This window comes from Actinomadura sp. GTD37 (assembly GCF_041951365.1).
Taxonomy (GTDB): domain Bacteria; phylum Actinomycetota; class Actinomycetes; order Streptosporangiales; family Streptosporangiaceae; genus Spirillospora.
The window spans coordinates 908,426-921,678 of record NZ_JBGNUS010000001.1 but is presented as its reverse complement, the minus strand read 5'-3'; the positions used below and the strand labels follow the sequence as shown (position 1 = coordinate 921,678).

At 71.1% G+C, this 13,253-nt stretch carries 15 protein-coding genes; 10 read left to right on the top strand and 5 right to left on the bottom strand.

Annotated features, from left to right (window positions below):
• Positions 1–130: 130 nt before the first annotated feature.
• The 3 genes from ACA511_RS04470 to ACA511_RS04460 all read left to right on the top strand — a co-directional run bounded on the left by ACA511_RS04470 (position 131) and on the right by ACA511_RS04460 (position 3,308).
• The gene (locus tag ACA511_RS04470; RefSeq protein WP_375022747.1) at positions 131–916 is read left to right on the top strand and encodes a sporulation protein; all 786 of its coding nucleotides are present in this window, start codon (positions 131–133) and stop codon (positions 914–916) included.
• 136 nt (positions 917–1,052) lie between these two features.
• On the top strand, positions 1,053–2,510 hold the full coding sequence (locus tag ACA511_RS04465; RefSeq protein WP_375022746.1) for a hypothetical protein: 1,458 nt from the start codon (positions 1,053–1,055) through the stop codon (positions 2,508–2,510).
• Between the two features lie 51 nt (positions 2,511–2,561).
• On the top strand, positions 2,562–3,308 hold the full coding sequence (locus ACA511_RS04460) for an SDR family oxidoreductase (RefSeq protein WP_375022745.1): 747 nt from the start codon (positions 2,562–2,564) through the stop codon (positions 3,306–3,308).
• On the opposite strand, the gene ACA511_RS04455 is transcribed toward ACA511_RS04460, so the two are convergent.
• Positions 3,305–3,892, bottom strand: a complete 588-nt coding sequence (locus tag ACA511_RS04455; protein ID WP_375022744.1) for a rhomboid family intramembrane serine protease — start codon at positions 3,890–3,892, stop codon at positions 3,305–3,307. The genes ACA511_RS04460 and ACA511_RS04455 overlap by 4 nt on opposite strands.
• An 89-nt stretch (positions 3,893–3,981) precedes the next feature.
• On the opposite strand from ACA511_RS04455, the gene ACA511_RS04450 reads away from it, so the two are divergent.
• Positions 3,982–4,911, top strand: coding sequence for an NADPH:quinone oxidoreductase family protein (locus ACA511_RS04450; protein ID WP_375022743.1), 930 nt, complete (start codon positions 3,982–3,984; stop codon positions 4,909–4,911).
• Here ACA511_RS04450 and ACA511_RS04445 read toward each other — a convergent pair.
• Positions 4,908–5,246: a WhiB family transcriptional regulator gene (locus tag ACA511_RS04445; protein WP_375022742.1), complete on the bottom strand. Its 339-nt coding sequence runs from the start codon at positions 5,244–5,246 to the stop codon at positions 4,908–4,910. The genes ACA511_RS04450 and ACA511_RS04445 overlap by 4 nt on opposite strands.
• 160 nt (positions 5,247–5,406) lie before the next feature.
• On the opposite strand from ACA511_RS04445, the gene ACA511_RS04440 reads away from it, so the two are divergent.
• Positions 5,407–5,859 (top strand): GNAT family N-acetyltransferase, encoded by a 453-nt coding sequence (locus tag ACA511_RS04440; protein WP_375024678.1) that lies wholly within the window; start codon positions 5,407–5,409, stop codon positions 5,857–5,859.
• A 30-nt stretch (positions 5,860–5,889) separates the two neighbouring features.
• On the opposite strand, the gene ACA511_RS04435 is transcribed toward ACA511_RS04440, so the two are convergent.
• Genes ACA511_RS04435 through ACA511_RS04425 form a run of 3 tightly spaced genes read right to left on the bottom strand, consistent with a single transcriptional unit; the run spans position 5,890 to position 8,231 of the window.
• Positions 5,890–7,203, bottom strand: coding sequence for a phosphotransferase (locus ACA511_RS04435; RefSeq protein WP_375022741.1), 1,314 nt, complete (start codon positions 7,201–7,203; stop codon positions 5,890–5,892).
• Complete coding sequence (locus tag ACA511_RS04430; RefSeq protein WP_375022740.1) at positions 7,200–7,598, bottom strand: nuclear transport factor 2 family protein; 399 nt, start codon at positions 7,596–7,598, stop codon at positions 7,200–7,202. Before ACA511_RS04430 ends, ACA511_RS04435 begins: the two co-directional genes overlap by 4 nt.
• Positions 7,599–7,610: 12 nt before the next feature.
• Positions 7,611–8,231, bottom strand: a complete 621-nt coding sequence (locus ACA511_RS04425) for a TetR/AcrR family transcriptional regulator (RefSeq protein WP_375022739.1) — start codon at positions 8,229–8,231, stop codon at positions 7,611–7,613.
• 122 nt (positions 8,232–8,353) lie between these two features.
• Here ACA511_RS04425 and ACA511_RS04420 point away from each other — a divergent pair, with 122 nt between their 5' ends.
• Genes ACA511_RS04420 through ACA511_RS04400 form a run of 5 tightly spaced genes read left to right on the top strand, consistent with a single transcriptional unit; the run spans position 8,354 to position 13,244 of the window.
• On the top strand, positions 8,354–9,859 hold the full coding sequence (locus ACA511_RS04420) for an AMP-binding protein (protein ID WP_375022738.1): 1,506 nt from the start codon (positions 8,354–8,356) through the stop codon (positions 9,857–9,859).
• Positions 9,856–10,428 carry a VOC family protein gene (locus ACA511_RS04415; protein WP_375022737.1) on the top strand — a complete coding sequence of 191 codons (573 nt, stop codon included), beginning with the start codon at positions 9,856–9,858 and terminating at the stop codon, positions 10,426–10,428. The genes ACA511_RS04420 and ACA511_RS04415 overlap by 4 nt, the downstream gene beginning before the upstream one ends.
• Entirely contained in the window at positions 10,412–11,053 is a 642-nt protein-coding gene (locus ACA511_RS04410) for a carboxymuconolactone decarboxylase family protein (protein WP_375022736.1), read from the top strand. The genes ACA511_RS04415 and ACA511_RS04410 overlap by 17 nt, the downstream gene beginning before the upstream one ends.
• Positions 11,053–12,207, top strand: coding sequence for an acyl-CoA dehydrogenase family protein (locus ACA511_RS04405; protein WP_375022735.1), 1,155 nt, complete (start codon positions 11,053–11,055; stop codon positions 12,205–12,207). The genes ACA511_RS04410 and ACA511_RS04405 overlap by 1 nt, the downstream gene beginning before the upstream one ends.
• Entirely contained in the window at positions 12,204–13,244 is a 1,041-nt protein-coding gene (locus ACA511_RS04400; RefSeq protein WP_375022734.1) for an SMP-30/gluconolactonase/LRE family protein, read from the top strand. The genes ACA511_RS04405 and ACA511_RS04400 overlap by 4 nt, the downstream gene beginning before the upstream one ends.
• Positions 13,245–13,253 lie beyond the last annotated feature (9 nt).

The window sequence follows — 13,253 nt, the reverse complement described above, 5'->3', positions numbered from 1 at the left end:
GTGGCCGCAGACGGCCACACAACCTGGCGGTTCGCAGGTCACGGACGCTTTGCCGGAACGTAATGTCCCGTAACAGCGTCTATGGGACGACAGAGCGCGGGGAGTGCTCCGAAAACGGGAGGGACCGGTCTTGGTCTTCAAGAAGCTCCGGCAGGCGATGGGCATCGGCGGCCCGTCCATCGAAACGATCCTGCACGACCCGAACACGACGCCGGGCGGCGTCGTCACCGGCGAGGTCACCATCATCGGCGGCCAGTACAACTCCGACATCAAGTCGGTGAACCTCGCACTGCGCACCAGGGTCGAGGTCGAGTCGGGCGACAACGAGTACACCTCCAACCTGGAGTACGCCAAGATGCCGGTCGCCGGCGGGTTCAGCCTGCAAGAGGGCGCCCGGCACAGCGTTCCGTTCCAGATGCCCATCCCGTGGGAGGCGCCGCTCACCCACATGTACGGGCGGCCCCTGCACGGCACCACCGTCGGGATCGCCACCGAGCTGGAGGTCGCGGGGGCGCTCGACCCGGGCGACCTCGACCCGATCGCCGTCCACCCGCTCCCCGCGCAGGAGCGGCTCCTCGCGGCCTTCTCCAACCTCGGCTTCCAGTTCCGCAACGCCGACTGCGAGAAGGGCCGCATCTGGGGCGTCCACCAGGAGCTGCCGTTCTACCAGGAGATCGAGTTCTACCCGCCGGGCCAGTACGCGCGCGGCATCAAGCAGCTCGAAGTGACGTTCGTGTCGAACCCGCACTCCATGGAGGTCGTGCTGGAGCTCGACAAGCGCGGCGGCGTGTTCACCGAGGGGCACGACGCGTTCAGCCGCTTCACCGTCGACTATGCGAGCGTCGAGCACACCAACTGGGAGCAGCAGCTCGACGGCTTCCTCCAGGACGCGGGACGCCGCCGCGGCTTCTTCTAGCCGGACGCCGGACTTCCGGCTTCAGCCGGGCACCGGTCCTCCGGTTCCAGCCGGGCGCCGGTCTGCCGGCCGTTTCCGGCACGATCCCCTCCGCGAAGTTGATCGCGGAGGGGATCGCCGCGTAGAAAGAGGTCCCGTGCCCCAGCCTCCCGGACTGAACGACGCGGAACGGCGCCTCTGGGCCGCGTTCCCGACCGGCGCGACCGTCGTCCTCGGCGACGACCTCCCCGCCGGGCCCGACCCGAACCGCATCGTCCGCGGCAAGACCATCACCCGGCTGCTGCTCGGCGCCGGCGAGTCCCAGGCGGGCGCGGTCGCCGCCGTCCGGCTGCGCGGCGCGTACATCACCGGGCGGATCGACGTCCGGGGCGGTACCGTCGAGCACGAGCTCCGGCTGGAGAACTGCCGGCTCGTCGAGGAGCCGGACTTCTCCAACGCCGAGACCCGGCAGCTTCGGTTCGCCGACTGCCGGATGCCGGGCTTCGACGGCGGCGGCCTCCGCGCGGACGGCTACATGAGCCTGTCCGGGTCGCGGATCGACGGCTCGGTGCGGCTGCCGAGGGCGCAGCTCAGCGGCGGCCTGCGGATGAACGGCACCCGGATCACCGCGACGGACCCCACCCAGTGGGCGATCTTCAGCGGCGGCCTCGTCGTCGAGGTCGGCACGTTCATCCGGGACGCCGAGATCACCGGCGGGGTCCGGTTCGTCGGGGCGCGGATGAACGGCGGCCTGTTCATGGAGCGGACCGTCCTGCGCAACCCCGGCCGGATCGCCCTCGACCTGCAGAACATCGTCGTCGAGGACACCGCCGAGCTGAGCAACGGCTTCACGACGTACGGCACCGTCCGGCTGCGCAGCGGCCGCTTCAACGGCATCCTGTCGTTCAGCAAGGCGCGCCTCGACTCCACCGACCCGGCCCGGCTGGCCCTGCACGCCAGCCATATCCAGGCCGCCGAGCTGCTCCTGTGGCCGGAGGGGAAGATCAAGGGCCGGGTGTCGCTCTCGCACTCCAGGATCGACCTGATCCAGGACCATCCGTCCGTCTGGCCGGACGAGCTGTACCTGAACGGCATGACCTACCAGACGCTGCGCGGCGCCCAGTTCAAGGACCGGCTGAGCTGGGTGGCGCGCGACAAGGAGTTCCACCTCCAGCCGTACGAGCAGCTCGCAGCCTGGTACCACGGCATCGGCCACGACGACCTCGCCCGCAAGGTGCATCTCGCCAAGCTCCGCGCCCGCCGCCGCAGGCTCCACCCGGTGGGCAAGGCGTGGAACCACCTCCTGGACTGGACGGTCGGGTTCGGCTACCGGCCGTGGCTCGCGTTCGCCTGGTTCGCGGCGCTGCTCGCCCTCGGCACGACGGTGTTCTCGATCGAGACTCCCCGTCCGGTGAAGCCGGGCAACGAACTGCCCGCGTTCCACGCGCTGATCTATACGCTGGACCTGCTGATCCCGCTCGACACGTTCGGGCAGCAGCTGTCGTACGACGCGGTGAACTGGTCGCGCTGGGTGGCGTACGGGCTCGTCACGACGGGCTGGGTGCTCGCCACCGCCCTGATCGCCGGGGTCACCCGCGTCCTGCGTCCGAACTAACCGGCCGCCCCGGGCGTCCACCCGGGTAGGGATCAACCAGAATGGGACTTCATGGGCACGTATCTGATCACGGGGGCGACGGGCGGCATCGGCACGGCCGTCGCCGAACTGCTGCACGAGCGCGGGCACGACCTGATCCTCACCGGCCGCTCCCCCGAGCGCCTCGACGCGCTGGCCAAGACGCTGGGGACCGGCGCGCACGCCGCCACCCAGGTCATCAACCCGGGCGCGGTCACCTCGCCGCCGCGCGGCACGTCCATCACCACGATCCCGCTCGACCTCACCGAGCCGCGCCGCATCGAGGCGTCCCTCGCGGCGGCCGGGATCCCCGCGCGGCTGGACGGCGTCGTCCACGCGGCGGGCATGGTGCACCTGTCGCCCGTCGCCGGGCTTGAGGCCGACGAGTGGATGGAGCACCTGTCGGTCAACCTGGTGTCGGCGGCCGAGCTGACCCGCCTGCTGCTGCCCGCGCTGCGCGCCGCCGAGGGCCACGTCGTCTTCGTGAACTCCACGGCCGGGCTGCGCGCGAACCCCGAGTGGTCGGCGTACGCGGCCAGCAAGTTCGGGCTGCGCGCACTCGCCGACTCGCTGCGCGCCGAGGAGACGTCCCTGCGCGTCACGACCGTCTACCCCGGGCGGACGGCCACGGAGATGCAGCGCAGCGTCCGCGCCCAGGAGGGCCACCCCTACGCCGAGGACGACTTCGCCGCCCCCGCCACCGTCGCCCGCGTCCTGGTGTCGGCCATGGAGACGCCCCGGGACGCGGTCGTCTCCGAGGTGACGATCCGCCCGAACTAGTTCCGGCGCAGGAACCAGGAGGCGAGGACGCCGCCGAGCAGCCCGAACAGGTGGCCCTGCCACGAGATGCCGGGGTCGCCGGGGATCACGCCGAGGATCATCGTCCCGTAGACGGCGACGACGGCGACGGCGATGCCGATGTCGAGCAGCCGCCGCTCGAAGATCCCCCGGCCGACCAGGTACCCGAAGAACCCGAAGATCAGGATGCTGGACCCGAGCGTGTTCGCGGAGCTGAGGAACCACACGCCGAGCCCGCCGACCACGATGATGATCAGGCTGGCGACCAGGAACTTGCCGATGCCACGCGCCGCCGCGATGAACCCGAGGATGAGGAACGGCAGCGTGTTGGCCATCAGGTGGCCGAAGCCGGCGTGCATGAACGGCGCGGTGAAGATGTCCGGGAGGTCGTCGACGTCGCGCGGCTGGATCCCGAACCGGTCGAGCCAGCCGTTCGTCGTGTAGTCGAGCGCCTCCAGCACCCACATCACCGCGGTCACGGAGCCGACCAGGACCAGCGACGAAAGCGCGCGGACGCCGTGCTTCGCCAGCTCATCGGAACGTTGCCGGTCGGGGGTATAGCTCATATCTGCCACCGTATGTCTGGACGTCCCTGAACCGTCAACGGCCGGGACGTCCGGAAGGTGCCACCCGGCCTTTCCGGCATAGTGGTCGGATGCGCGCAGCGATCTGTGAAGAACTCGGCTCGGTCGTCGTCACGGAGACCGGCTCCCCCGTCCCCGGGCCGGACCAGGTCCTCATCACCGTGGAGGCGGCGGGGGTCAACTACGTGGACGCCCTCTTCGTCCAGGGCCGGTACCAGATCAAGCCGCCGCTGCCGTTCGTCCCGGGCAGCGAGGTCGCGGGGACGCTCCCGTCCGGCGAGCGCGTCCTGGCGATGTGCGGCCTCGGCGGGTTCGCCGCGGAGGCGGCCGTGCCCGCGGCCTCGGCCGTCCCGATCCCGGACGAGCTGGACTTCCCCCGCGCCGCCACCTTCACCCAGAGCTACAGCACGGCCCTCTTCGCCCTCCGCGACCGCGCGGCCCTCCGAGCAGGCGAGACGGTGCTGATCCTCGGCGCCGGCGGAGGCGTGGGCCTGGCGGCGGTCCAGGTGGCGAAAGCGCTGGGCGCCCGCGTCCTGGCGGCGGCGTCGACACCGTCCAAGCGGGAGGCCGCACGCGACGCGGGCGCGGACGAGACCGTTGCCGCCACCGGCGACATCAAGACGGCCGCCCGCGCCTGGTCGGACGGCGGAGTGGACGTGGTCTACGACCCGGTCGGGGGCGCGCTCGCCGATCCCGCCCTGCGCTCGCTGCGCGAACGGGGCCGCTATGTCGTGATCGGGTTCGCTTCGGGGGACATCCCGTCCCTCCCGCTGAACCAGGTCCTGCTGCGCAACCGGACGGTCGTGGGCGTCGACTGGGGCGCCTGGTCGATGCGGAACCCGCTCGACCAGCGCGCCCTCCTGGACGAGCTCCTCGCCATGGTCGCGAAGGGCGGCCTCACCCCGGTGCCGCCCCGTACGGCGCCGCTGGCGTCGGCGGGCGAAGTCCTGGACGACCTGCTGAACCGCCGGGTCGTCGGCAAGGTGGCCCTACTCCCCTAGGCGGCGGAGGCGTGCTCCGACTCGGACGCGTCGCCGCGCACCACGATGACGGGCAGGGGCTTGCGGGCCGGGGCCTCGGCGGTCCGCCGCAGGTAGCGGCGCTCCTCCGGGGTCGTCCCGCCCCAGATGCCGTCGGGCTCGCCCACCTTCAGCGCCCAGGTGAGGCACTCGGCGATCACGGGGCAGTTCGCGCAGACCGCCTTGGCGGCGTCCTGCTGCTCCTGGAGCAACGACGCCGAGTAGCCGATCGGGAAGAACAGGTCCGGATCGGCTCCACGACAGATGGCGTGGTCGGTCCAGTGCTCCTCGTTCTCGTTGTTCTCGTTGCTGTGCATTGGCTTCTCCCTGCGCCGCGACGAGACCACCGTGCGGGTTCTCCTCGGCGGGGGTGGTCTCCACTCAACGTAGTACTACATCCCGTAGTACTACAAGACATACGCGAACGTTGCAACTTAGCGTCCGGATAACCTGTGAGGTGTGCAGCGTGATCAAGAAGTGACCTTCCGCGAGGCGACGGTGGCCGATCTTCCGCAGATCGTCCGGCTACTCGCCGACGATCCCCTTGGATCGACCCGCGAAACACCGGGGGAGGAGATCCCGGAGGGCTACTTCAGGGCCTTCGCCGCGATCGAGAAGGACCCCGGCAACGCGGTGATCGTCGCGGAGGTCGACGGCGAGCTCGCGGGCACCCTCCAGCTCACCTACATCCCCGGCCTCACCTACACCGGCGGCGAGCGCGCCCAGATCGAGGGCGTCCGCGTCGCCGCCGAGCAGCGCGGCCGCGGCGTCGGCCAGCTCATGATCGACTGGGCCATCGACCAGGCCCGCGCCCGCGGCTGCCGCGTCGTCCAGCTCACCACCGACCGCCAGCGCCCCGACGCCATCCGCTTCTACCAGAAGATGGGCTTCCGCCCGTCCCACATGGGCATGAAGTACCACCTCACCTGACGCGCGCCACCGCCGGGACGCCGGTGCCGGTCAGGCGGTGGGGAGGGCGAGGTGGCGGGGGTTGGCGACTGTCAGTTTGTCGATGATCGAGGCTCTTACCGCCTCGGTCACCTCGTCCATGCGGGCGTCCAGGGCGCCCTCTCGGATGGCTCTTGCCAGGTCCGGGTCGGATTTGCAGTCGAGGGCGCTCAGCCGGTTCTCGTGAGCCTTCTTGTGGGTCTCGCCTAGGAGGAGTTCTCTGCGCGCTATCGCCAGGGCCGCGGCGGCTACTCGGGCGTGGAAGCGTAGGCGGTCGTCGGGTTGGTCTGCCTGGAGGAGGAAGGCGCCTACTGCGTCGATCAGGGCCTGCGCGTTGGGACGGTCGTGTGGGGGCGTGTCGGTCGGCTGGGCCGTTTCCAAGGGGTCTTGGACGGTTGTGGGTTCGGTCAGGCCCAGTGCTAGGAGCAGGTCGTGTTCCTGCTCGCAGACCTTGCGGCCTAGGACGGCGTACTCGATGGACGTGTCCGAGCCGTTCAGGTAGCGCTCGGCCTGGTGGCGGCACAGGATCGTCCAGCGGAGCGTGCCGTAGACCTCCCACCAGTGGAGTTCTTCCAGGGTCGGCGGGGTGCCGCCTGCGGACGCGTAGCCCTCTAGGAGGTCTTCGCGGGGGCCGAAGCCTCCGACCGGGTGCGGGGAGTTGAAGCGCCAGGCTTTCGTGCAGAGCCAGCCCAGGTCTTCGGCCGGGTCGCCCAGGTGGGTCAGCTCCCAGTCGAGGACGCCGCGCACGGTGGTCTCGTCGATCATCAGGTTGCCGTTGCGGAAGTCGCCGTGGACGACCGTCCGGCGGTCGTTGGACGGTGGACGGTTGTCGTCCAGCCAGCGGAGCGCCAGTTCGACGGCGGGGCGCGGCTCGAAGTTCGCGTAGTGCTCGGCGAGGGCGTCCAGGGGGTCGAGGTCGGGGAGGTCCGGGACGGGGGCCATCGTGTGGAGGCGCGCCAGGATCGCGCCCAGTTCGCGGGCCAGACCGGGACGGACTTCGGCGAAGCGGTCGTCGCGGAGGAGGCGGCGGGGGATCGTCTCGCCGGGGAGGCGCTCCATGATGAGGAAGGGGGCGCCGGCCAGGTCGTCGCCGTGGTCGGCCAGGGCCGGGACGGGGACGCCGGCCGCGGCGGCCGAGGCCAGCAGGGCCGCCTCGCGGGCCATCGCGGTGGGGTCGGGGGAGCCCGGCGGGTCGCGGCGCAGGATCAGCGCGCGGTCGCCGGCGTCGAACGACCAGGTCTCGCGGCTGGCGCCGCCGGACAGCCGGCGCAGGCCGTTGATCTCCGCGCCCAGGCGCGCCGCGAGGGCGGCCGCCACGGCGGTCACGCGCGGGCCGCGCGCTGGGCGGCGGCGAGGTCGCGGAGCGGGTCGCTGCCCCGGGTGTCGGCGTACTCCTCGATGCGGACGATCCGGCCGCCGGAGACGGTGGCGAACAGGCACGCGGCCATCTCGACCGGCGTGCCGTCCGGGAGGCTGCCGCGCAGGACGTGCCGCTGGACGTAGCCGTCCGGCAGCGGGTCGCGGCGGATCTCCTCGTAGCGGAAGTCGCGCAGGTTGCGCGACAGCCAGCCGAGCGTGCGGAGGTTGTCGTCCACGGGCTGCTCGGAGCCGCCCCCCGGGCCTCCGTTGTGCCAGATCCGCGCGTCCGGCGCGTAGATCGCGCGGAGGGCGTCGACGTCTCCGGAGGTGATGGCGGTCATGAAGCGGTCGGCGATCTCCACGGGTCTCCTTCGTCAGGACGGCAGGCCGAGGGCGCGCACGGTGAGCGCGTCGAGGGTGTCCAAGAGGCGCTCGGTGCCCTGAGGATCATCGCCCTGGACGAGCCACAGGTACAGGGAATGGTCGACCATCGCGGCGAGCGCGCGGGCCGTCATCTCAGGGTCGACGTCGGCGGGGACGAGCCCCTCGCGCTGCCAGCGCGAGATCGCCTTCGCCGAGCGCGCGACCGAGGCGGCGCGGTGCTTGCGCCGGAGTTCCTGGAACTCCTCGTTGAACGTGGCGACCTGCTCGATGATCGCCATCATCTTCGCGTTGCGCCGGTAGCCCTCGTAGTAGGCGCGGTTGGCGCGGCGGATGCGCGCGGCCGGGGACGGCCCGGCCAGCGGGACGAGGTTGTGGCCCGTCATGTCCTCGAACAGCCGGTCGGCGACCTCCAGGAACACCGCTTCCTTCGACGGGAAGTAGGTGTAGAAGGACCCGTACGCCACCCCGGCGTGCCGGGTGATGTGCGCGACGCGGGTCTCCGGGAAGCCGCGCTCCTCGAACACCTCGCGCGCGGCGGTGAGCAGGCGCTCCCTGGTCCGGGCGCCGCGCTCGGTGAGCGGCTGGCCGCCGGGCTCGTCGCCGCTCCGCATGGCCGTGGTTCCCTTCGCCGGGGGGGTTGACAACCCGATGTTCGCAGGAACAGTATCCGAGCATCGAGCAAGTTGATATGACTGTCAAGTCAACTTCCAGGAGGCGCGATGGCGGGCCGTTCATGCTGATCAACGACATCGTCGAGTACGCCGCGCGCAAGCATCCGGACCGCGCGGCCGTGCTGTTCGAGGACCGCGAGATCACCTTCGCCCAGCTCCGGGACAACGTCCGGCGCACCGCCAACGCGCTGCGCGCCATCGCCGAACCGGGCGACCGCGTCGCCGTCCTGTCCGGCAACCGGCCCGAGTACTTCGACCTGTACTACGGCGTGCCCGCCGCCGGGATGGCGCTGACCTTCCTCAACCACCGGCTCCACCCGTCCGAGATCGCCGGGCTCGTCGACCACGCGCAGGCGTCCGTCCTCATCGTGAGCAGCGAGTACGCCGAGGCGATGGACCGGCTCCGCGACGCCATGCCGACCGTCAAGGTCGTCGTGAACCTGGACGACGACTACCTCGACCTGGTCGCCGGGGCCCCGGCCACCGAGCCGCCGCGCGCCGACGAGGACTCCGTCGCCTGGCTCGTCTACACCAGCGGGACGACCGGCGCGCCCAAGGGCGTCATGCTCAGCCACCGCAACCTCGTCACCGGCGTGATCAGCTCGGTCGCGCACTGGGAGATCCCGGACGCGACCCGGTTCCTGTTCTGCTTCCCGCTGTGCCACGTCGGCGGCTACACGGCCGTCGTTTTCCACCTGCGGGCCGCGACGGTCGGCATCGTCGGGTCCTACGACAACGACACGTTCCTGCGGCTGGTCGCCGACTGGAAGATCACGCAGACCGGGCTCGCGCCCACGATGATCGCGTTCCTGCTGTCGCACCCCGGCATCGAGGACCACGACCTCGGCACGCTGGAGGCCATCGGGTACGGCGCGTCCGCGATCCCCGCCGAGGTGCTGCGCCGCGGGATGGACGTCCTCGGCTGCGACTTCTACCAGGGCATGGGCATGAGCGAGCTGGGCGGCAACATCCTGCACTTCGGGATCGCCGAGCACCGCCGCGCGGCCGCCGGCGAGGCGCACCTGCTCGCCGCCGCCGGCCGCGTCATGGACCTCGCCGACATCCGCATCGTGGACGAGGAGTTCCGCGACGTCCCCGAGGGCGAGCCCGGCGAGATGGTCGTCCGCTGCGACCAGGTGATGCGCGGGTACTGGCGCGAGCCCGAGCTGACCGCCGCCGCGTTCCGGGACGGCTGGTTCCGCACCGGGGACGTCGTCCGGCGGGACGCCGAGGGCATGGTCTACATCGTGGACCGCATCAAGGACATGATCATCACGGGCGGGGAGAACGTGGCGTCCCGCGAGGTCGAGCAGGTCCTGTACCGGCATCCGGCGATCGCGGACGCGGCCGTGTTCGGCGTCCCGGACCCGCGCTGGGGCGAGTCGGTCTGCGCCGCCGTCGTGGTCCGCGAGGAGATCGGCGCCGCGGACGTCATCGCCTTCGCCCGCGAGCACCTCGGCGGCTACAAGGTCCCGCGCCGCATCGAGTTCGTCGACGCACTTCCCCGGAACGTCGCAGGCAAGGTCCTGAAACGGGACCTGCGCTCCCGATTCAAGGAGGTTTCATGAACACCGAGTTCCAGCTGGGCGGAATCAACCACCTGGCCCTGGTGTGCTCCGACATGAAGCGCACCATCGACTTCTACTCCGGCGTCCTCGGAATGCCGCTCATCAAGACGCTGGACCTGCCCGGCGATATGGGCCAGCATTTCTTCTTCGACTGCGGCGGCGGCGACAGCGTGGCGTTCTTCTGGTTCCCGGACGCGCCGGACCCCGTCCCCGGAGTCTCCGCCCCGGCCGGCCGTCCCGAGCAGGGCGAGCTGGTCAGCGCGGTCGGCTCGATGAACCACGTCGCCTTCCACGTCCCGCCGGAGAAGTTCGAGGAGTACCGCAAGCGGCTCAAGGAGAAGGGCGTCACGGTCAGCCCCATCCTGAACCACGACGACAGCCCCGCGACCGTCGCCGCCAAACTGCACCCCGGCGTGTTCGTCCGCTCCTTCTACTTCCAGGACCCCGACGGGATCCTCCTCGAATTCGCCTGCTGGACGCGCGAGTTCGACGAGTCCGACGTCTCGCACGCCCCCAAGACCGCCGCCGACCGCACCCACCCCAAGGAAAAGCATGCCGCGACTGCGTGAAGTCCCCCGCGCCGAAGTCACCGACGAGCGGATCCTGTTCTTCTACGACCACCTCTTCGCGCCCGACCGCGATCCGGCCGTGGACCACGGCACCGCGACCGGCTCCCCCGGCGACTGGTGGACGGTCTTCGCCCAGTCCCCCGACGTGTTCCGGCACGCCGTCAAGGGCTTCGCGCTGTACCGGAACGCCGACCTCGACCCCGTCCTGCGGGAGCTCGGCCAGTGCCGGGCGGGCTGGGCGCGCGGCAGCCAGTTCGTGTTCTCGCAGCACTGCAAGCAGATGCGGGCGCTCGGCATGGCCGAGGACAAGATCCGGTCGATCCCGCACTGGCAGACGGCCGAGTGCTACTCGCCGCTGGAGCGCGCCGTCCTCGCCTACACCGACTGCCTCGTCCTGGACGGCGGCCGGACGCCCGACGCGGTCTTCGACAAGCTGAAGGAGCATCTCTCCGACAAGGAGATCCTCCAGCTCACCTACATCACCTGCATGTACGACATGCACGCGGTGATGTCGCGGGCGCTGCGGCTGGAGTTCGACGACCGGCCCGAGCCGATCACCGAGGTCGAGGCGCCCGAGGGCTACGGCGACCGCGACATCGCCTCCGACCTGACCGGGGGGAGCTGATGCTGTTCCCCGTGCCCGAGCGCGTCCGGGACGTCCGGGACGCCGTGCACGCCTTCATGACCGAACGCGTCGAACCGGCCGAGCCCGCGCTCAACGGCGGCGACCGCGCAAGGCTCCAGCGGCTCCGGGAGGAGGCGAAGGCCGAGGGCCTCTGGGCGCTCGGCCACCCGGCGGAGCTGGGCGGCGGCGGCCTGCCCTTCCTCGACTACGTCTACGTCAACGAGGTGCAGGGACGCAGCGAATGGGGGCAGCTCGCCCTCGGCACGTTCACCCTCCAGGACTCGCTCATGCTCCACAAGTACGCGAGCCCGAGCTGGCGCGAGCGCTACCTGGCCCCGATGGTCGCGGGCGAGGTGTCGCCCAGCTTCGCGATGACCGAACCCGACCGCGCCAGCTCGGACCCGACCCAGCTCCAGACGAGGGCCGTCCTGGACGGCGACCACTGGGTCATCAACGGCCGCAAATGGTTCACCACCGGCGCCGCCGACGCCGCCTACACCACGGTCATGTGCCGGACGGAGCCCGAGGGGACGTCCCCGCACCGCTCCTTCAGCATGATCGTCGTGCCGACCGACACGCCGGGCTACCGCATCGTCCGGGAGACGCCCGTGCTCGGCCTCAACGGCGGCCACTACGAGGTCGCCTACGAGGACGTCCGCGTCCCCGCCGACAACCTGCTCGGCCCGCGCGGGCACGGCTTCGTCATCGCGCAGGACCGCCTCGGCCCCGGCCGCATCTTCCACTGCATGCGGTGGCTCGGCCAGGCGCAGCGCGCCTTCGAGCTGATGTGCGCCCGGCTGGGCTCCCGCGTCGCGTTCGGCGAGCCGCTCTCGGCGAAGCAGCTCATGCAGCAGCACGTCTTCGACTCCTACACCGAGATCCAGGCGTCCCGCCTGCTCACCCTCCAGGCCGCCGAGCAGATCGACGCGGGCGGCCAGGCCCGCATCGAGATCGGCGCGATCAAGGTCGTCGGCGCCCGCATGCTGCACAACGTCGTCGACCGGGCCGTCCAGGTGCACGGCGCCGCCGGGCTCACCGACGACACCCCGCTCTCCCGCATGTACCGCCATGCCCGCGAGGCCCGCATCTACGACGGCCCGGACGAGGTCCACATCCAGAGCACCGCCCGCCGCATCCTGCGGGAGGTCTCGTGAGCCTGACCCGCAGGTCGCTGCTCGGGGGCCTCGGCATGGCCGCCGTCCTCGGCGGCACCGGCACCGCAACGGCGGCCACCGGCCGGCCGCGTCCCCGAAAGGGCAAGAAGTTGAAGATCACCAAGCTGGCCGCCGGGCTGATGTTCCCCGAAGGCCCCACCGTCCTCCCCGACGGGGACGTCCTGGTCGTCGAACTGCACCGCGGCACCCTGACCCGCGTGAAGCCGGACGGCACCACGTCCGTCGCCGCCGAGACCGGCGGCGGCCCCAACGGGTCCGCGCTGGGCCCTGACGGGCGCGTCTACATCGCCAACTGCGGCGGCCTCAACCGCTTCGAGGTCGGCGGGTTCGTGTTCGCCGGCGGCATCCCGGCCGACTACAAGGGCGGCAGCATCCAGGCCGTCGACCTGTCGGACGGCTCCGTCGAGACCCTCTACTCCGAGGGCCTGCGCGGCCCGAACGACCTGGTCGTCGACGCCCACGGCGGCATCTACTTCACCGACTACGGCAAGAGCGACGGCGTCACCGGCGACAAGGGCCGCCTCTTCTACGCCAAGGCGGACGGCTCGTCCATCGAGATGATCGCCGCCGGGATGGAAGGCCCGAACGGCATCGGCCTCTCCCCCGACGGCACGCGCCTGTACGTCAGCGAGACCTACACCGCGCGCGTCTGGTGGTGGGACGTCACCGGCCCCGGCGTGATCGAGGGCGGCCGGTCGCTCGGCGGCTCCGGCGGCGGCAACTTCCTCTACACCGCCGCCGACTACACCAACTTCGACTCGCTCGGCGTGGACGGGCACGGCAACGTGTGCGTCGCGTCCATGGTCCACGCGGGGATCTCGATCATCAGCCCCAAGGGCGACCTGGTCCGGTTCGTCGACATCGACGTCGACAACGACCCGGGCATCACCAACATCACCTGGGGCGGCGAGGACATGCGCACCGCCTACGTCACCGCCTCCAGCACCGGCCACCTCCTCAAGATCGAGAACTGGCCGCATCCCGGCCTCGTCCTCAACCACGCGGCCGGCGCCTGACCCGCACGA